This is a genomic window from Musicola keenii (genome assembly GCF_014855505.1).
In the GTDB taxonomy this organism is placed as follows: Bacteria; Pseudomonadota; Gammaproteobacteria; order Enterobacterales; family Enterobacteriaceae; genus Musicola; species Musicola paradisiaca.
Genome location: NZ_JAAWVW010000018.1, coordinates 25945 through 44818 on the forward strand (window position 1 = coordinate 25945; position 18874 = coordinate 44818).

Sequence of the window (18874 nt, forward strand, 5' to 3'; positions counted from 1 at the left end):
GCTGATGGCGCCGCAAGGCTGCCCGTTTCCTCATTCTTCAGTCCAACCGCATCTAGCGGGTATATTTAAAACATGATTTTGAACATAATGATTCGTCTGCTTTTATTCACTCATGGCTTATAGGTTGTATGGTGAAATCTCCTGTTTCCAACTCGTCATCCCCGCACATTGCTGACGGTTTACCCATGCCAGCCCGTATCGGGGCGGTGTTGACGATAGCATTCGGTATCGCCATGGCGGTACTGGACGGCGCGATTGTCAATGTGGCGCTGCCAACCATCGCGGCAGATTTCCACATCACGCCAGCATCGTCTATCTGGATCGTCAATGCCTATCAACTGGCCATCACCATGACGTTGCTTTCCCTCTCGTCACTGGGAGATATCCTCGGTTATCGCCGCGTTTATCTGGTGGGCCTGGTGCTATTCACGCTGATGTCGGTGGTGTGCGCGCTGTCCGATTCGCTACTGACGCTCACTATCGCGCGCATCCTGCAAGGGTTGGCGGCGGCGGCGTTGATGAGCGTTAATACCGCGCTCATCCGGCAGATCTATCCCAAAACCCTGCTAGGGCGCGGCATGAGCCTCAACTCGCTGGTGGTGGCGGTATCGATCGCCGCCGGGCCGACTATCGCGGCGGCGATCCTGAGCATGGCCAGTTGGCAGTGGCTGTTCGCCGTCAATCTGCCATTCGGGGTGATAGCGCTGTTGCTGGGGCTGCGTTATCTGCCGCCGAGCAGGGGGGAGAAAGGGCACCGTTTCGATAAGGCGAGCGCGGTGCTGAACGCCTTAACCTTTGGGCTGTTTTTTACGGCGTTAGGCGGCGTTGCCCATCATCAGGCGCTGTGGTTAACGCTGATTGAACTGGCGGCGACGTTATTGGTGGGAACCTATTTTGTCCGCCGCCAGCTTTCCCAGGCTTACCCGCTGTTGCCGGTCGATTTGCTGCGCATCCCGGTGTTTGCCTTGTCGATGGGCACCTCGGTCAGTTCGTTCTGCGCCCAAATGCTGGCGATGGTATCGATGCCGTTCTATTTCCAGAGCACGCTCGGTCTGAATGAAATCGAAACCGGCCTGCTGCTGACGCCCTGGCCGCTGGCGACCATGGTGGCGGCGCCGATCGCCGGCCGTCTGTTGGAACGCATCAACGCCGGTATTTTGTGCACCGTGGGGCTGGCGATTTTCTCGGTTGGGCTCTATTCGCTGGCCTGGCTACCGGTATCAGCGGGGTATCTGGATATCAGCCTGCGTATGATGATCTGCGGCGCCGGGTTCGGCCTGTTCCAGACACCCAACAATCACACCATCGTCAGCGCGGCCCCCCGTCATCGTAGCGGCGGCGCCAGCGGCATGCTGGGTACCGCCCGGCTGGTGGGGCAGACCACGGGTGCGGCGTTGGTGGCGTTGATGTTCAATTTCTTCGGGAGTTACGGCACCCACGCCGCATTGCTGGCGGCGGGCAGTTTTGCCGCCGTGGCGGCGCTGATCAGCGGGCCGCGTATTTCCCGGTTGAAAGCGAAGTGAGCATAAGACAGCGACGGCCGGTTCGGCGCGCAATCGCCACGTTTCCTCGCATAAAGACGACGTTATGCCGATGAAACCTGATGGTTTCACGTCACAATCCTCATTGCCGATAGGGCGATGAGGAGACTGAAAAATGATTGGTAATGAGCAGATAAGATGGGATCCAAACAATGCGACCAACAAGGGAAAGGTCATCAATCGGGCGATGACGAATGGCCAGTACAAGGTCATTAATTTTCCGGATAACGGGCGGCGGGTTGTATTCCAGTGTTTTCATTGTAAAAGCTGGATCACTGAAGAAGCCGTTGAAGCGGATCACTACCCAAATCCTTCCGATCCCACTCTTCCCAATAACAATGACATCGGCCGGCTGGTGCTGGCCTGCCGGCCCTGCAATGCGGCGAATATCCAGAATACCCAGCAGATGAAGACCAGAGGTCAACTCAAGCTGGCGGGAGATGACCGCAAATATACCGAGGTTCAGGTAGCAGGCAAGCGGGTAGGGTAATTCTCATTGGTCAGCGTCAACGGTGTAAACCTGTTGGCGTAAAAATGCAGAGGCGAGGCTCCCGAAGGGACGCCTCGCCTCTCGTTATCGGCTCGGTGTCACGAGGTTATCCCTGTCACGACGCCACCATCACCGTCACCCCCAGCGCTTCGAATGCGGCTATCGCCTCCTGGCTGATGCCTGCATCGGTGATCAGGTAGTGGATGTTGGCCCAATCGCACGGCAGGGCGAACATGGAAACCTTATCGATTTTGCTGGAGTCCGCCACCACATAGACGGTTTTGGCCGAACGGATCATGGCGCTTTTCACCTTGATATCCGTCTCGCTGGGGAAACTCAACCCCAGACGCGGCGAGATGGCGGCGGTGGCGAGAAACAGCTTTTCGGCCAGCACATTTTCGAAGAAGCTAGCGGCCTTGTCGCCAGAGGTCGAGAGGGTGGGAAACTTGAAAGTACCACCGGTCAGCAGGATGTTGATCCCCGGTTCGCCGCCCAGTTTGAGCGCGATGTTCACCGCAGTGGTAATGACCGATAACCGGTGGATGTGCGCCATGTGTTCGACGATGGCGGTGGTGGTGGTGCCGGAATCGAAAATCACCGTGTCGCCGTTTTCGATCTGTGCGGCGGCCAGCCGGCCGATGGCGTCTTTTTCCTCTAGGTGAATCTGCCGTTCCAGCAGCAACGCGCCGGTGTTCTGTTTGCCGGTCACTAGCGTAGCGCCGCCGTAATAGCGTTGCACATGTCCCGCCTTCTGCAATTCACGCAGATCGGTGCGGATGGTGGCTTCCGTCAGGCCAAAGGTTTCGGTCAGCGTTTTTACGGTAACGGTGCCGTCTTCGCGCACCATCTCCAGAATTTTTTCCCTGCGTTGCTGCATATCCGCCAGCTGTTCACTTTTGCTTTTCAATCGAAACTCTCCTGTACCCAAACCGGTGACGATGCTCCGCCGTCAACCCGCTAATTGCCATGAAGTTTAACCTTCGTCTGTCCGGAATGCGAGGTGACGACGGCGAAAAAACAGGGACGTTTTCGCCGTTCCCCTGAGGCGTTCGCTCCGAACTCCCGCCGTGTATGCCCATCGTGCGCGCCTTGGCGCTGAATCATCGCCGTCTATAGGCGCTTCAATTTTTATCTGCTTTTGTTTGATATTTGATCTTGTCCACAGAATAGGCTAAATAGAGGGTGTATGTTTTCGATCGAAAATGAAATGTGATCGATCGATAGCGATGTGTCATGACGATCAGGAGGTAAGGGTGGACGTACAGGCAATCAGACAGACAGCGCGACAGGCCCGGCGCTATGTGTTGCAGATGAATCACCGGGCAGGCAAAGGGCATACCGGGGCTGATCTTTCCGAAGTGGATATTCTCTGCACGCTGTTCATGGCGGTGATGGATCGCACTCAGGCGCGGCCGGATCAAGATCGCTTCATCCTGTCGAAGGGGCACGGTGCCGGCGGGCTTTACTGCAGCGCTGCCGCCATGGGGCTTATCGATCCGGAAATTCTGAGTCAATACATGGGGGATGACACCCTGCTGGCCGGCCATCCCATTCATCAAAAATTGCCGGATCTGGTGGAAATCAACTCCGGCGCATTGGGGCACGGGCTGCCGATCGGCGTCGGGCTGGCGCTGGGCAACAAACTGGCTGGACGTGCGCATCGCCGTGTCTTCGTACTGATGGGCGACGGCGAACTGGCGGAAGGCTCCAACTGGGAAGCGGCGATGGCCGCCAGCAAATTCCGGCTGGATAACCTGGTTGCCATTGTCGATCGAAACCGTCTGCAACTGGCGGGCAAAACCGAAGACATCATGCCGCTGGAACCGCTGGCGGATAAATGGCGCGCCTTTGGCTTCGAGGTCGTCGAATGCGACGGCCACGATCCCGCCGCCATTATTCATGCCGTGAATGCTCCAACGGTGGGTAAACCGCGGGTGCTTCTCGCCAATACCGAAAAAGGGCACGGTATCTCATTCATGGCGAACGTACCGGCCTGGCACCATTCGGTGCCGAATGATGAACAGCTGGCGCAGGGGCTGGCGGAGCTGGAGGAGTGATGATGCAAGACTTACGTGATGCCGTAATCGCCACGCTGCTCGAAGAGCAAAACGCAGGCGCTAATCTGTGCGTCGTGGTGGCGGATTCCACCTCCACGTCGAAAATCGCACCGTTCGAGAAAGCCTTCCCCGAACGGGTGGTGAACGTCGGGATCGCCGAACAGAACATGGTAGGCATGGCGACAGGTTTGTCGCTGAGCGGGCCAACGGTGTTTACCGCCAATGCCGCGCCGTTTCTGCTGGCGCGCTCCAACGAACAAGTGAAGAACGACGTCTGTTACACCGACGCCAACGTCAAAATGCTGGGGCTCAATGCGGGGTTCGCCTACGGCCCGCTGGGCGCGACCCACCACTGCATGAACGATATCGCCATCGCCCGTTCGTTCGGCAATCTGCACATCTTCGCGCCGGCGGATGCGGTGCAGGCCAGCGCGATAGCGCGTTACGCCATTCATCATCGCGGGCCGGTGTATATCCGTATGGACAGCGACAAAGTGCCGGTTTTGCACGATGCCGACTGGTCGTTGACGCCGGGCAAGCCGGAGGTGGTGCAACAGGGGAACGAGGTGGTGGTGTTCTGTCTCGGCACGATTGTTCATGAGGCGCTGGCCGCTGCGACGGATGCCACCATTGTATCCCTGCCGTCGTTATGGCCGTTGGATGAAATGTCACTGTTGAAAATTATTAGCGAGCATCAGTATGTGATCTCGATGGAAGAACACGTACTCAGTGGTGGCCTCGGCAGCATCATTGGTGAATTGTTGCATAAACACCATTTGAGGCAGCGTTTCACCCCGCTGGGCGTCCCTCCCTACGAATTTACCCACAGCAGCAGTCGCGGCGCGTTGCGGCGTCAGTTCCATATCGATGCGGTCGGACTGCGCTTTACCCTGGAACAGCTTGCGTTACGCACCATTGCCTGAGGAGAAACAACCTGATGAGTAATGACAACGAGTATGACGTGAATTTGCGTTATGGCGTAGATACCGGGCTCAGCCTGACCGACAAGGTGGCGGTTGTCACCGGTGGTTTAGGCGGCATCGCCATGGCGAGCAATCAAATGCTGCTGGAGAAAGGCGCGCGCCTGGCGCTGCTTTATCCCGGTTTTGAGCGGGAAAAGGCGGCGCAGGTCGCCGAGCAGTTTGACCCGGCGCGGGTGTTGTTCGTGGAGTGCGATGTGACCGCACCCGACGACGTGGAAAAAGCGTTCGCCACGGTCGAGGCGCATTACGGCCAGCTAGACATCCTGATTAACTGCGCCGGCTACGTGATGTTGCAGCCGGTACTGGAAACCGAATTCGCCGAATGGCAGAAGCAGATTGCGGTCAACCTGAACGGCCCGTTCCTGTGCTCACAGGCGGCGGCGCGCCGAATGGTCAAGGCCGGACGCGGCGGCAAGATCATCAACATCGCCTCGCAGGCGGCGTCCATCGCCATCGATAACCACGTTGCCTACACCTCGGCGAAAGCAGGGTTACTGGGCATGACCAAAGTGATGGCAAAGGAGCTGGCACCGCACGGTATCAACGTCAACACCCTGTCGCCTACTGTGGTGCTCACGCCGATGGGTGAAAAAGCCTGGCGCGGTGAGAAGGGCGAAGCCATGAAGAAATTGATCCCGCTGGGCCGCTTTGCCTACACCGACGAAATCGCCGCCGCGGTGCTGTTCTTCGCCAGCAACGGCAGCGACATGATTACCGGAGCGGATTTAATGATCGACGGCGGGTTCACCATCTGGTGATGGTCGAAAATCGTTAAAAAATGTTTTTAAACAATTGATTACGCTGTTTCGCTGTACCCCGACAATAACGAAAGATAGAGAGAATATCATCATGAAATTGCGTTCAATGCTGTTAACTGCTGCCATCACCAGTGCCTTATCGCTGACCGCCCACGCGGCGGAAAAAGGCACCATCATGATTCTGGTCAATTCACTGGATAACCCGTACTACGCCTCGGAAGCCAAAGGCGCAGACAAGAAAGCGCAGGAGCTGGGTTATAAAACCACGGTGCTTTCCCACGGTGAGGACGTGAAGAAACAGAGCGAGCTTATCGATGCGGCTATCGGTAAGAAAGTTCAGGGCATCGTATTGGATAATGCCGACTCCACCGCCAGCGTCGCGGCGATCAAAAAAGCGAAGGCGGCGGGGATCCCGGTGGTGTTGATCAACCGTGAAATTCCGGTGGATGACGTCGCGCTGGTACAGATTACCCACAACAACTTCCAGGCGGGTTCCGATGTCGCCAACGTGTTCGTCGAGAAAATGGGCGAAAAAGGCAAGTATGCCGAATTGACCTGTAGCCTGGCGGACAACAACTGCGTGACCCGTTCCAAATCCTTCCATCAGGTGTTGGATCAGTACCCCGGCATGGCGAGCATCGCCCGTCAGGACGCCAAAGGTACGCTGATCGACGGTAAACGCATCATGGACAGCATTCTGCAGGCGCACCCGGATGTGAAAGGGGTGATCTGCGGTAACGGCCCGGTGGCGCTGGGCGCCATCGCCGCGCTGAAAGCCGCCGGCCGTAACGATGTGGTGGTGGTCGGCATCGACGGCAGCAACGACGAGCGCGACGCGGTGAAAGAGGGCTCGCTGAAAGCCACCGTCATGCTGCAGGCCCAGGCCATCGCCGCCCAAGGCGTGACCGATCTCGACAACTTCATCCAGAAAGGCGTGAAACCCGCCAAACAGCGCGTCATGTTCCGCGGCATCCTGATCCAACAGGATAACGCGAGCAAGGTGCAAGACTTCAACTTCAAATCCTGAGTCCATGCTGTCGCGCCCCTACGGGGGCGCAGAGGAGAAGAGTATGTCCAGACAAGTCTGGCTGGCGCTGGCCGTGCTTGGGTTGGGCGGATGCCGCATCGTCTCGCAGCAGGAGTTGGCCGACCTGCGTCATCCCCCCAATCCTCATATGGCGAATATCGGGCAAACCTGGCAACAAAAACTGGTGCCGCAACTGGTAAAAGAAGCACGCCCGCTTGCCGCGCTGATGAAAGATCTACGCAGCAGCAACGATATGGACGCCGCCTGCAAACAGCTCGGTTATCGTGCGCAGGATGAGAACGCCTGTGTGTTTACCGTGCGCGTCACCGGTACGGTAGAGCAAATCGATACCGCATCGCGCAATGGCAAGATGCTGATCAAAGACGCCGACGGCGAGAGCGTCTCGGTACAACTGGGGCCGACGCTGCGCGGTACCGAATTGCGCGATAGCTATAAAGGCACGAGTTATCAGGACTTCAACGATCAGGTGCTGTTCGGCGATTACGGCCGCGCCATCAACCAGCAGGCGCTGGCGATGATCCAGGCGGCGCACCCGAAGGTCGGCGATCGGCTTGACGTGGTGGGCGTGTTCAGCGCCTGGGATATTCCGCAGTCGGCGCCGGATATCACGCCGGCGCAGATCACACGCACGGATAAGGGGGGATGATGGCAGACATGACAACGCCCCTGTCGCCGCAGGCCGCGCCGGACGTGATTATCGAAACGCGCGACCTGTCGCGCGTCTACCCAGGTGTGACTGCGCTCGATCGGGTCAACTACCGGGTGTACCGCAACCAGGTCAACGTGCTGATCGGCGAAAACGGCGCGGGCAAATCCACCATGATGAAAATGCTGGCGGGGGTGGAGACGCCGTCGTCCGGGCAGATTCTGCTGGACGGCGAACCGGTGACGTTGGGCTCGACCCATCAGGCGGAGCGGCAGGGCATCAGCATTATTTTTCAGGAACTCAACCTGTTCCCCAACATGAACGTGATGGACAACATCTTCATCGCCAACGAATTTTTCCAGCGTGGGGTGATCAACGAAAAGTACCAATACGCACTGGCCAAGACGTTGCTGGAACGGCTGGAACTGGACGTCGATCCTTATACGCCGCTGGGCGAACTGGGCATCGGCCATCAGCAGTTGGTGGAGATCGCGCGTGCGCTGTCCAAGGACACGCGCGTGCTGATCATGGATGAGCCGACCTCGGCGTTAAGCCAGTCGGAAGTCAAGGTGCTGTTCAGCGTGATCGAACAACTCAAACGCCGAGGCGTCACCATCATCTATATCTCCCACCGGCTGGAAGAACTGATGGAAATCGGCGATCACATCACCATTTTCCGGGATGGTCGTTTTATCGCCGAACGTGAGGTGCGAGACGCCAGCGTGCCCTGGATCATTGAACAGATGGTCGGCGACAAGAAGAAACACTTCGATTATCAGCCTGCGCCGCAGGGCGAGACCGTGCTGGAGGTTCAGGGGCTGACGGCCTTGCACCAGAGCGGCGGCTACCGCCTTAACGACGCGTCATTCACGCTGCGCAGAGGCGAAGTGGTGGGCATTTACGGCCTGCTGGGGGCCGGGCGCACTGAATTGTTCAAAGGCTTGATCGGCCTGATGCCGTGCCAACAGGGCAGCATTCGTCTCAACGACGACAGTGTTGAACGCCTTGGTTTTCAGCAACGGTTGAAAAAGGGCATCGCGCTGGTGCCGGAGGACAGGCAGGGCGAAGGCGTGGTGCAACTGATGTCCATCAAATCCAATATGACGCTGTCGTCGTTCAGCCTGCGCGGCTTTCGACGCGCCTGGTCGTGGCTGAAACCGCAGGAAGAAAACCGGCAGGTAGATGAGATGGTGCAGCAGTTGTCGATCAAGGTCAGCGACGTTGAACTGCCGATCACCTCGCTGTCCGGCGGCAATCAACAAAAGGTGGTGCTCGGCAAGGCGCTGATGACCCGCCCGCAGGTGGTGCTGCTGGATGAACCGACCCGCGGTATCGATGTGGGCGCCAAAACCGACGTTTATCACCTGATCGGCAACATGGCCCGGCAGGGGCTATCAGTGATGTTTTCCTCTTCCGAACTGGATGAGGTGATGGCGCTGGCCGACCGCATTCTGGTGATGGCGGACGGGCGCATTACGGCGGATTTGCCGCGCGAACAGGTGACGCGGGAAGCGCTGATCAGCGCATCCACCCCGCACGCATAAACAGGCCGGAGTTGATCATGAATCAAAAATATATGTTTTACATGTACCTGCTGAAGGCCAGAACTTTTATCGCGTTGCTGATCGTGGTGGCCTTTTTCAGCCTGATGGTGCCGAACTTTCTTACCACCTCCAACTTGCTGATCATGACCCAGCATGTGGCGATCACCGGGTTGTTGGCGATCGGCATGACGTTGGTGATCCTGACCAGCGGTATTGATCTGTCCGTCGGCGCAGTGGCCGGTATCTGCGGCATGGTGGCCGGCGCGCTATTAACCAACGGCATCCCGTTGTGGGGCGGCAATGTGCTGTTTCTCAATGTGCCGGAGGTGATCCTGGTCGTTGCGTTGTTCGGCGTGCTGATCGGGTTGGTCAACGGCGTGGTGATCACCCGGCTCGGCGTGGCGCCGTTTATCTGCACGCTGGGCATGATGTATGTCGCCCGCGGCGCGGCGCTGCTGTTTAACGACGGCAGCACCTACGCCAACCTCAACGGCATGCCCGAACTGGGCAATACCGGGTTTGCCATTCTCGGTTCCGGCACGCTGCTCGGCATCTATCTGCCGATCTGGCTGATGGCGCTGTTTCTGCTGATCGGCCTGTATCTGACGCGCAAAACCCCGCTGGGCCGCTACATCTATGCCACCGGCGGTAACGAATCCGCCGCGCGCCTCGCCGGGGTGCCGATCGTCAACGTGAAGATTTTCGTCTACGCCTTTTCCGGCCTGTGCGCCGCGCTGGTGGGGTTGGTGGTGGCGTCGCAACTGCAAACCGCCCATCCGATGACCGGCAACATGTTCGAGATGGACGCCATCGGCGCCACCGTGTTGGGCGGCACCGCGCTGGCGGGCGGGCGCGGGCGGGTGTCCGGCTCCATCATCGGCGCGTTCGTGATTGTTTTTTTGGCCGACGGCATGGTGATGATGGGGGTCAGCGATTTCTGGCAGATGGTGATCAAGGGCGTGGTGATCGTCACTGCGGTAGTGATCGATCAGTTCCAACAGCGCTTGCAGAACAAGGTGGTGATGATGCGTCGTCACGAAAAAAAGCAGGCGGTTAACCCGCTGTCGGAGGTGAGCCATGTCTAGAGACATTATCGTCGCGTTGGATGAAGGCACCAGCAACGTCAAGGCGGTCGCTATTGATGCCGACGGCCGGGTCGTCGCCAATGCCTCGCGTGCGCTCACCTTGATGACGCCGCAGGCCGGTTGGGTAGAACAGGACGGCGCAGCGCTACTGGCCGGGTCGTTTGCGGTGGTACGCGAGGTGATGGAACAGGTAGGCGCTGAGCGGGTGGCGGCGCTGGCCGTCAGCAACCAGCGGGAAACCGCCATCGGCTGGCGGCGTGATACCGGCCAGCCGATTTCCCCCGCGTTGACCTGGCAGTGTTCCCGTTCCGCGCCGTTTTGCGAACAACTGCGGCGCGAACATCGGGAAGCGGCGATCCGCGCGATTACCGGGTTGCCGGTGGCGCCGCTGTTCTCCGGCTCCAAGATGCGCTGGCTGCTGGATAACACGCCGGATGGCCACGCCCGAGCGGCGCGTGGTGAGATTTGCCTGGGCACCATCGACGCCTGGCTGTTGTGGCATCTGACCGGCGGACGCCAGTTCCGCTGTGATTTGTCCAACGCCGCTCGCACCCAATTGCTTAATCTGCATCGTTTGCAGTGGGACGATGACATGCTGGCGCTGTTCGGCGTGCCGCGTGCGGCGTTGCCGGAGCTGATGCCCTCGGCCGGCGAATTCGGCGTCACCCAGGGCGTGCCCGGCGTACCGGACGGTATTCCGATTCTGGCGATGGTGGGGGATTCCCACGCCGCGTTGTACGGCCACGGGCTGGGGCGTCCGGGCGGGGTGAAAGCCACCTACGGCACCGGTTCGTCAGTGATGGCGCCGCTGGGCGTGCCGGATACACGTATTACCCAACTGGCCACCACCGTGGCCTGGCACGACGGCGAACGGCCGGTGTATGCGCTGGAAGGCAATATTCCCCATACCGGCGACGGCGTGGCCTGGATGTTACAAGCCACCGGGCTGAACCGGCTGCCGGCGGCGGAGCTGGCCGCGCAGTTGCAGACGTTGCCCGCCAGCGTGGACTCCACCGACGGGGTGTATTTCGTCCCGGCGCTGACCGGCACCGGCGCGCCTTGGTGGAACGATCGCGCCCGCGGCGTGATGTGCGGACTAAGCCGTGGCAGCGGGCAGCCGCATCTGGTGCGGGCGGCGTTGGAAGCGATCGCTTATCAGATTGCCGATGTGGTCGACGCCATGCGTCAGCACCCGGATTTTCATCTGGCGCAGTTGATGGTGGACGGCGGGCCGACGCGCAATGCCTGGTTGATGCAGTTTCAGGCCGACCTGCTGGGCTGCCCGGTGGCGCGCAGCGCGACCGCCGAACTGTCGGCGTTGGGCGCCGGGCTGCTGGCGCGGCGCATGCTGGGGCGGCTGAGTGACGCACAACTGGAACCACTGCTGCCGGCGCACGAGTGCTGGTACCCGGACGAGGCGCGGCATCGGCGGTATCAGGAAAGCTGGCAGGGCTGGAAGGCGGCGGTACAACGCACGTTGTGGCAGGACGCGCCGGTACTGGCTTGAGCTATCCAAACAATGATGTATGGTCATGAAGAGGAGAATCAGAGTGCAACGGAATTTTCAGGGTAAGACGGTGGTGATTACCGGCGCCTGCCGGGGGATTGGTGCCGGCATCGCGGAACGTTTCGCACGTGACGGCGCTAGCCTGGTGATGGTCTCCAACTCGGAGCGGGTGTTTTCCACCGCCGACGGCATACGAGAGCAGTATGGCGCGGCGGTGCTGCCGTTGGTGGCGGATGTCACCGATGAAGAGCAGGTGCAGCACCTGTATCAGCAGGCGATGGCGCATTTCGGGCGGATTGATGTGTCGGTACAAAACGCCGGGATCATCACCATCGATTACTTTGACCGGATGCCAAAGGCCGATTTCGAGCGGGTATTGGCGGTAAATACCACCGGCGTGTGGTTATGCTGCCGAGAAGCGGCGAAATACATGGTGAAACAGCAGTCCGGCTGCCTGATCAATACCTCATCCGGTCAGGGCCGCCAGGGCTTTATCTATACGCCGCACTACGCCGCCAGCAAGATGGGCGTCATCGGCATTACCCAGAGCCTGGCGCAGGAACTGGCGCCCTGGAACATCACGGTTAACGCCTTCTGCCCCGGCATTATCGACAGTGAAATGTGGGACTACAACGACCGGGTATGGGGAGAGATCCTCAGCACCGAGGAAAAACGCTACGGCAAGGGCGAGCTGATGGCGGAGTGGGTACAAGGCATCCCGCTCAAACGCGCCGGCAAACCGCAAGATGTCGCCGGGCTGGTGGCGTTTCTGGCATCAAGCGACGCGCGCTACATCACCGGCCAGACGATCAATGTGGACGGCGGGCTGATTATGTCGTGAGGGGCGACGACACGGGCGGATTACCGCTGAATGCCGCGAGCATCAACGCCTGCACCGGAGAGATATCTGGCGCGGGCGTTTTTATTCCGATGAGGATGCCCGTCAGGTGATGGGGATTGGCAAGCGCACCCACATCGCATTCAGCTTGTTTACAGATGGGCGCGGCGGCGGGAAGCCGAGTCGATGTGCGGCGGCATTCGTGCTGGCGGCTAAGTTAGCGCTGAAAAATATGCTGCCGATGGTACGCCAGATGGGCCAGATCCGGTGCGTAGCGTTCAACGTCCGGCAGCCTCATTTGTTGGCCTTCATATTGTGCGAACAGTGTGGCGCTGGCGGGGCTGACGAGTTTTTTGATCTGGCGGGACAGCACCAATTCCAGATGATCGTTGAAGGTGATAAGCCCGGTGTCGAACGCCTTGTCGTGCAAGGCGGAAAGGCACAGGCCGTTGCGTGGATCGAGCCGGTACTCGGCGGCATCTTTCCAAGGGCGGATATGGCTGGCGATCAGCAGCGTTGGTGTCTCCAGACCGGTCAAGCAACAGCGTTCGCCATAGACGCCCAGCACCCGTTTGCGAAACAGTTGCTGACCGACGCGAGTACGAATCGGTGTTAGGCGCTCGCGACCGTAAACATCGGGCGCGGGTTCCAGCGCCTGCGATGGTGCCGTCGTTGGGGTGAGACGTCCCATCGCCTGCTGGCATTGTTGTTCAAACCGTTGAGGATCCTGCTCCATTTCCTGCCAGAGTGCCCTATCGGCCTTGGATACCTGGCTAAGGCCGGTGCGCCCGGAGTTAAGGATTATCGGATCTAGACTGGCGAGATTGACCAGCTTCATCGCCAGCGCGGAGGGTGTTCTGCCCATCAGTTCGGCATAGTGGATGATATCGGGGTTGCGGGAATGCAGCTTGCCAAAGGGCAATTGGCTGTACAGGGTGAACGCAATCAGCAGTTGGTCGCGCGTCCAAAGTGTGGTGGCCGCCATGTCGTTGCCTTGACCGGTTAGATGATGCGTTAACTATGCCAGGCGAAGTGGTGTAATGAAACACACATTCCCGGTTGGCCTGCACCTTAATGGTGCGTTTGGTCGCCATACCGTTGCGTTAAGCCAGCGAGCGTTGGGGATGCGCGGGAAAATTTTCGTCGCTCGCCGTCGGCGTTTATAACCCCAGCGCGTCCATAAATAGCTTGATGATGACGTTGATCTTGCGGCCTTTGCGGATAACGAGACTGATGGGCACCAAGATGCGCAGGTCGTCGGCGCCGATGGCGCGCAGTTGTCCCTGTTCGACGTAGCGCTGCGCATAGTGGGTGGGGAGATACCCGATAAAACAGCCGGTCAGCAGTAACATGGCGACGGCTTCCACCTGCACCGCCTGCACATGGCTGCTGTGAAAATTGAAGGGCTTGCGGGCATAATTCAGGCTGGAATAGGCGTGATTGACAATAACGGCCTGTTTTAATCGCGGTAAAGTCAGTAATTCATTTTCCATAGGGAAGAATTCATGTTCTCGTCCGCAATATAATTGAGATTCTTCGATATATAGCGGGTAATAATCAAAATCCATTTTCTCTTGATATACCGGTGCAATACCGCAGGTAAAACGGCCTTCATTTATTCCTCTTTCTAAATCATCTAATGATGTGGTCTGTAATCGAATGCTGACCTTTGGTGCAGATTGGTGCAATGTTTGCACTGCTTTGGTGATAGGGGAATTCGGGTCGGTAATTATATTGTCGATCAGCGAAATATTGATTTCCCCTAATATTTCATTACGGGTGCTGTGCAATTTATCGCGAAATTGATTGATGGCGCCAAAAAGTTCCAATGTGGCTTGGTATACACTAATGCCATGTTCTGTAAGTAAAAATCCATCTCTCCCTCGGCTGCATAACGTCATGCCGAGCCGAATTTCCAGATCGGAAATCTGTTTGCTGATAGCGGCGAGCCCAATATTCAATTCAACGCTGGCCGAGGTGAATCCGCCGGCTTCAACCACGCATTTAAATACCCGCAGTAATTTCAAATCAACGTTGTTTATTGAAAGTTGCGTAGCGTCATTTTTGGCTGGTGATGGGTTTCCCAAACTGGAAAGTCTACTTTCCATAATGAATATTTACCTCCGCCTATTTTTATTATGAATATAACCACCGTCAGGCGGGTGCATGTTTCTCAATTCATCGACAAATCTGCCAGATTTATTTTTTTTGTCCAACAGGAAATACCCTTTTTTTATCAATGCATATGACGAATATGTCTGTATGAGGCTTGTTATGGCGAAGAGTTCCGATCTGCTGTGGGGCGCGCGTTTCAAAAATCCGCCCGCCGAATCCCTGACCACCCTGTCGCGTAGCCCGGACTATTATTTCTCGCTGGCGCCGTACGACCTGGCGGGCTGTCGCGCCCATGCGCATGAATTGCAGCGGGCCGGATTGCTGACGGAAGCGGAAACCCGCCAGATCATCGATGCACTGGCCACGCTGGATGACGACTTCCGCGCCGGCAAAACGCAGCCGGTATGGGGCGATGAAGACGTGCATACCTTTATCGAGCGCGAGCTGACCGAGCGGCTGGGTGCCGTCGGCGGCAAGCTGCGCGCCGGTCGTTCCCGCAACGATCAAACCGCTAACGATTTACGCCTCTATCTGCGTGACAGCGTGCGCCAGATTACCCGCCGGCTGTTGGCCTTGCAGGCGGCGCTGGTGAAACAGTCCGAACAGCATGTGGAGACGTTGGCGCCCGGTTTTACCCACTTGCAGCAGGCGCAGCCGATCGTCTTCGGCCATCAGTTGATGGCGCACGCCCAGTCGTTTTCGCGCGATATTCAGCGCCTGCAAGATTGGGATAAACGCTGCGCGCTGTCGCCGCTCGGCGCGGCGGCGATGGCCGGTTCGGCGATTGCCAAACACCCGGAGTTGTCCGCCGCCGAGTTGGGGTATGACGGGCCTTGCGAAAACTCCATCGACGCGGTGGCCAGCCGCGACCATGTGGCCGAATTCCTGTTTGCCGCCAGCATGCTGGGGGTGAACCTGTCCCGGCTGAGCGAAGAGGTGTGCCTGTGGGCCTCCCGTCAGTTCCGCTGGGTGGAGATCGACGACAGTTACGCGACCGGCAGTTCCATCATGCCGCAGAAGAAAAACCCGGATATCGCCGAACTGACGCGCGGCCGCAGCGGGCGGCTGATCGGCAATTTGGCGGGGATGCTGGCCACCATGAAGGCGCTGCCGCTCTCCTACAACCGCGACCTGAGCGAAGACAAACGCCATGCGATGGATGCGGTGGAAACCCTGCTGGTGGTGCTGCCTGCCATGGCTGGCATGCTCGATACCCTGGTGGTGAACAAAGAACAGCTGCTGCGTCAGGCGCCGGATGGGTTCACGCTGGCGACGGAAGTGGCGGATTGGCTGGCGGTGCGCGGCGTGCCGTTCAAAGAGGCTCACGAGATTACCGGCAGACTGGTGCGTTTTTGCGAAGCGCACGCGCTGCAACTGTGGGAAGTGGGCGACGCGCAGCTGGCGGAAGTGGATGAACGTCTGACGCCGGATGTGCGCAACGCCTTGACCCTGACGGCGGCGATCGGCGCCCGTGATGGCTATGGCGGTACCGCACCGGCCCGCGTAGCGGAACAGATAATGCGTCTGAAGCAGGTCATGGCCGTACAGGCTGAATGGGCGTGCACGTATCAAGGGCCGACCTTGTCATAACGCCGTTCTCCGGCGGACGGACGATGCAGGGATGAGCGCCGGGGGGCCTCGCTCTGCACCGTCCCGTCCCACCCGGCGCTCAAACGCCCGCTATGACGCCCCGTTATGATTTTTCGGCCGTTGCGGCTTAACCAGATGGAGCTCGGAATGAGTAGTTCACCGCTTCCCGATGTGGAAAATGCGCCGGCGCGCAATAACAAATACGTCGACCTTAGCCACTATGAGTATGTGCCGCGCCGCTATTACGGCCGCATCACCGCCACCGTGGTGATTGTCGCGTTGCTGGCGGCGTTGGTGCACGCCTTCTCTCGCGGGAATATCGAGTGGTCGTATGTCGGCCAGTTTTTTACCGCCAAAGCCATCCTTGACGGGGTGGTCAATACGCTGGTGATGGCGGTGCTGGCGATGGCGCTCGGCATTCTGTTCGGTGTCATCGCCGCCATCATGCATATGTCGCCTAACCCGGTGCTGCACTATGTCTCGGTGGGCTACGCCTGGATCTTCCGCGGCACGCCGCTGATCCTGCAACTGTTGCTGTGGTTCAACCTGGCGTTGGTGTTCCCGCGCATTACGGTGCCGGGGGTGTTCAGCGTGGAAACCGTCACCGTGATGACCCCGTTTTTCGCCGCGCTGCTGGGGCTGAGCATCAACCAGGGGGCGTATACCTCCGAAGTGGTGCGCGCCGGGCTGCTGTCGGTCGACATCGGCCAGTACGAAGCGGCCAAAGCTATCGGCATGCCGCGCCTACAGGCGCTGCGGCGCATCATTCTGCCGCAGGCGATGCGGGTGATCATCCCGCCGGTGGGCAACGAGTTCATCAGCATGATCAAGACCACCAGTCTCGCCAGCATGATTCAGTATTCCGAACTGCTCTATAACACCCAGAACATTTACTACGCCAATGCGCGCGTGATGGAACTGCTGTTTGTGGCGGGCATCTGGTACCTGATGGTGGTGACGGTGCTGTCCTTTGGTCAAAACCGGCTGGAGAAATATTTCTCCCGCGGCAACCGGCGTCGCGCCTGATTCGGGCCGGGAGAACAGAACCATGAGAACCATCGTAAAAGCGGTCAACGTCAATAAATACTTTGACGACTTTCATGCGCTGAAAGACATCAATCTCGACGTCAGCTATGGCGAGGTGATGTGCATTCTCGGCCCGTCCGGCTCGGGGAAAAGTACCTTTCTGCGCTGTATCAATCAGCTGGAAAAAATCGACAACGGCGGCATCTGGATCGACGACGAGCTGGTGGGCTACCGCGTCGCCGGTAAAAAACTGTACCCACTGAGCGACAAGCAGATTGCCCGCCAGCGGCTGCATACCGGCATGGTATTCCAGCGTTTCAATCTCTTTCCTCACAAGACCGCGTTGGAAAACGTGATCGAAGGGCCGATGCAGGTGCTGCTGCGCCCCAAACGGGAAGCCACCGAAGAGGCGATGGATCTGCTCAACCGGGTGGGGTTGGCCCACAAGGCCAATGCCTATCCGGAGTCGTTGTCCGGCGGGCAGCAGCAGCGCGTCGCCATTGCCCGCGCGTTAGCGATGAAGCCCAAGCTGATGCTGTTCGATGAACCGACTTCGGCGCTCGACCCGGAGATGGTCGGCGAAGTATTGGGCGTCATGAGGACGCTGGCGAAGGATGGCACCACCATGTTGGTCGTCACCCATGAGATGGGTTTTGCCCGGGAAGTGGCAAATCAGGTCGTGTTTATGGATGAAGGCCAGATTATTGAACGGGGCGCCCCTGAGGATGTGTTGCTGAATCCGCAGAACCCCCGGCTGCAAAATTTTATTTCTGCAATTCTTCTCTAACGTCAACAACAGGGTAACTACAGATGAAAAAAATAATGCTGTCCGCTTTAATCACCGGCGCTCTGCTGGGCTCCGCCGCGCATGCCGCCATCACGCTGCCCGACACCATCAAAAGCAAGGGCGAGCTGACGGTCGCCATCATGCCGAACTATCCGCCGATGGAGTTCAAGGATCCGGCCACCAACCAGCTGATGGGTGTGGATTACGATCTGGGCATGGAAATGGCGAAAAAGCTGGGCGTCAAAATCAACTGGCAGGAGATCGGCTTTGAGCAGATGATCAACGCCGTCGCCACCAAGCGCGTCGATATGATCATGTCCGGTATGACGGATACCCAGGAACGCCAGAAAGTGGTGAGCTTTGTTGACTACTTCTCCACCGGCCCGCAGTTTTACACCACCACCTCCCGCAGCGATATCAAAGAGCTGACTGACCTGTGCGGCAAGCGCGTGGGTTCCAGCCGTCGCACGACGTTCCCGGCGGAAATCGCCGCCTGGAGCAAAGCCAACTGTGAAGCGGCGGGCAAACCGGCAATCGAGGTAGTCGGTGCCGAAGGTACCGCCGACGCGCGCGCCCAACTGCGTCAGCGGCGTCTGGACGGCGCGGTGCAGGGCAGCGAAACCCTGCCGTACATCATGAATCTGGAAAAAGATACCTACAAACCGCTGGGCAAAGCCTTCTCTTTCCAACTGACCGGCATTGGTATCGACAACAAGGATCCGGTACTGGTAGCCGCTGTGCAGGCGGCCTTCAACGAGATGATCGCCGACGGCAGCTATCAGGCCATCCTCAGCAAATGGGGCTTGCAGGACGGTGCGCTGAAACAGGCAACCATCAACCAGGGCCGTTAATCGGCCAG

General features: G+C 58.6%; 19 protein-coding genes. 16 read left to right on the forward strand and 3 right to left on the reverse strand.

Annotation, left to right across the window (positions count from 1 at the left end):
* Positions 1–128 precede the first annotated feature (128 nt).
* The gene (locus tag HEP82_RS16140; RefSeq protein ID WP_192459026.1) at positions 129–1523 is read left to right on the forward strand and encodes an MFS transporter; all 1395 of its coding nucleotides are present in this window, start codon (positions 129–131) and stop codon (positions 1521–1523) included.
* A gap of 133 nt (positions 1524–1656) precedes the next feature.
* Entirely contained in the window at positions 1657–2031 is a 375-nt protein-coding gene (locus HEP82_RS16145; protein WP_192459027.1) for a hypothetical protein, read from the forward strand.
* A 115-nt stretch (positions 2032–2146) separates the two neighbouring features.
* On the opposite strand, the gene HEP82_RS16150 is transcribed toward HEP82_RS16145, so the two are convergent.
* The gene (locus HEP82_RS16150) at positions 2147–2938 is read right to left on the reverse strand and encodes a DeoR/GlpR family DNA-binding transcription regulator (RefSeq protein ID WP_192459028.1); all 792 of its coding nucleotides are present in this window, start codon (positions 2936–2938) and stop codon (positions 2147–2149) included.
* Positions 2939–3284: 346 nt separating this feature from the next.
* On the opposite strand from HEP82_RS16150, the gene HEP82_RS16155 reads away from it, so the two are divergent.
* The 9 genes from HEP82_RS16155 (at position 3285) to HEP82_RS16195 (ending at position 12500) form a co-directional block, all read left to right on the forward strand.
* Positions 3285–4088 carry a transketolase gene (locus tag HEP82_RS16155; protein WP_192459029.1) on the forward strand — a complete coding sequence of 268 codons (804 nt, stop codon included), beginning with the start codon at positions 3285–3287 and terminating at the stop codon, positions 4086–4088.
* Entirely contained in the window at positions 4088–5011 is a 924-nt protein-coding gene (locus HEP82_RS16160; RefSeq protein ID WP_192459030.1) for a transketolase family protein, read from the forward strand. Before HEP82_RS16155 ends, HEP82_RS16160 begins: the two co-directional genes overlap by 1 nt.
* A gap of 14 nt (positions 5012–5025) precedes the next feature.
* Positions 5026–5829, forward strand: a complete 804-nt coding sequence (locus HEP82_RS16165) for a GolD/DthD family dehydrogenase (protein WP_192459031.1) — start codon at positions 5026–5028, stop codon at positions 5827–5829.
* Between the two features lie 91 nt (positions 5830–5920).
* The gene (locus HEP82_RS16170; protein WP_192459032.1) at positions 5921–6856 is read left to right on the forward strand and encodes a D-ribose ABC transporter substrate-binding protein; all 936 of its coding nucleotides are present in this window, start codon (positions 5921–5923) and stop codon (positions 6854–6856) included.
* A gap of 43 nt (positions 6857–6899) precedes the next feature.
* Complete coding sequence (locus HEP82_RS16175; protein ID WP_192459033.1) at positions 6900–7523, forward strand: DUF2291 family protein; 624 nt, start codon at positions 6900–6902, stop codon at positions 7521–7523.
* The gene (locus HEP82_RS16180; RefSeq protein WP_192459076.1) at positions 7523–9067 is read left to right on the forward strand and encodes a sugar ABC transporter ATP-binding protein; all 1545 of its coding nucleotides are present in this window, start codon (positions 7523–7525) and stop codon (positions 9065–9067) included. The genes HEP82_RS16175 and HEP82_RS16180 overlap by 1 nt, the downstream gene beginning before the upstream one ends.
* A gap of 17 nt (positions 9068–9084) precedes the next feature.
* Positions 9085–10152: an ABC transporter permease gene (locus HEP82_RS16185; protein WP_192459034.1), complete on the forward strand. Its 1068-nt coding sequence runs from the start codon at positions 9085–9087 to the stop codon at positions 10150–10152.
* Positions 10145–11659, forward strand: a complete 1515-nt coding sequence (locus HEP82_RS16190; RefSeq protein WP_192459035.1) for an FGGY family carbohydrate kinase — start codon at positions 10145–10147, stop codon at positions 11657–11659. The genes HEP82_RS16185 and HEP82_RS16190 overlap by 8 nt, the downstream gene beginning before the upstream one ends.
* A gap of 43 nt (positions 11660–11702) precedes the next feature.
* The gene (locus HEP82_RS16195) at positions 11703–12500 is read left to right on the forward strand and encodes an SDR family oxidoreductase (protein WP_192459036.1); all 798 of its coding nucleotides are present in this window, start codon (positions 11703–11705) and stop codon (positions 12498–12500) included.
* Between the two features lie 214 nt (positions 12501–12714).
* Here the strand turns inward: HEP82_RS16195 and HEP82_RS16200 are convergent, their stop codons facing one another.
* Positions 12715–13482 (reverse strand): HNH endonuclease, encoded by a 768-nt coding sequence (locus HEP82_RS16200; RefSeq protein WP_192459037.1) that lies wholly within the window; start codon positions 13480–13482, stop codon positions 12715–12717.
* A gap of 55 nt (positions 13483–13537) precedes the next feature.
* On the opposite strand from HEP82_RS16200, the gene HEP82_RS20140 reads away from it, so the two are divergent.
* The gene (locus HEP82_RS20140; protein ID WP_269150432.1) at positions 13538–13663 is read left to right on the forward strand and encodes a hypothetical protein; all 126 of its coding nucleotides are present in this window, start codon (positions 13538–13540) and stop codon (positions 13661–13663) included.
* On the opposite strand, the gene HEP82_RS16205 is transcribed toward HEP82_RS20140, so the two are convergent.
* On the reverse strand, positions 13658–14605 hold the full coding sequence (locus tag HEP82_RS16205; RefSeq protein ID WP_192459038.1) for a LysR family transcriptional regulator: 948 nt from the start codon (positions 14603–14605) through the stop codon (positions 13658–13660). The two genes, HEP82_RS20140 and HEP82_RS16205, sit on opposite strands and share 6 nt — an antisense overlap.
* Before the next feature lie 166 nt (positions 14606–14771).
* On the opposite strand from HEP82_RS16205, the gene argH reads away from it, so the two are divergent.
* The 4 genes from argH to HEP82_RS16225 all read left to right on the forward strand — a co-directional run bounded on the left by argH (position 14772) and on the right by HEP82_RS16225 (position 18866).
* Complete coding sequence (gene argH / locus HEP82_RS16210; protein ID WP_192459039.1) at positions 14772–16202, forward strand: argininosuccinate lyase; 1431 nt, start codon at positions 14772–14774, stop codon at positions 16200–16202.
* A 147-nt stretch (positions 16203–16349) separates the two neighbouring features.
* Entirely contained in the window at positions 16350–17228 is an 879-nt protein-coding gene (locus HEP82_RS16215) for an amino acid ABC transporter permease (protein WP_192459040.1), read from the forward strand.
* 22 nt (positions 17229–17250) lie between these two features.
* Positions 17251–18015, forward strand: a complete 765-nt coding sequence (locus HEP82_RS16220) for an amino acid ABC transporter ATP-binding protein (protein WP_192459041.1) — start codon at positions 17251–17253, stop codon at positions 18013–18015.
* A 23-nt stretch (positions 18016–18038) separates the two neighbouring features.
* The gene (locus HEP82_RS16225) at positions 18039–18866 is read left to right on the forward strand and encodes an ABC transporter substrate-binding protein (RefSeq protein WP_192459042.1); all 828 of its coding nucleotides are present in this window, start codon (positions 18039–18041) and stop codon (positions 18864–18866) included.
* Positions 18867–18874: the final 8 nt, after the last annotated feature.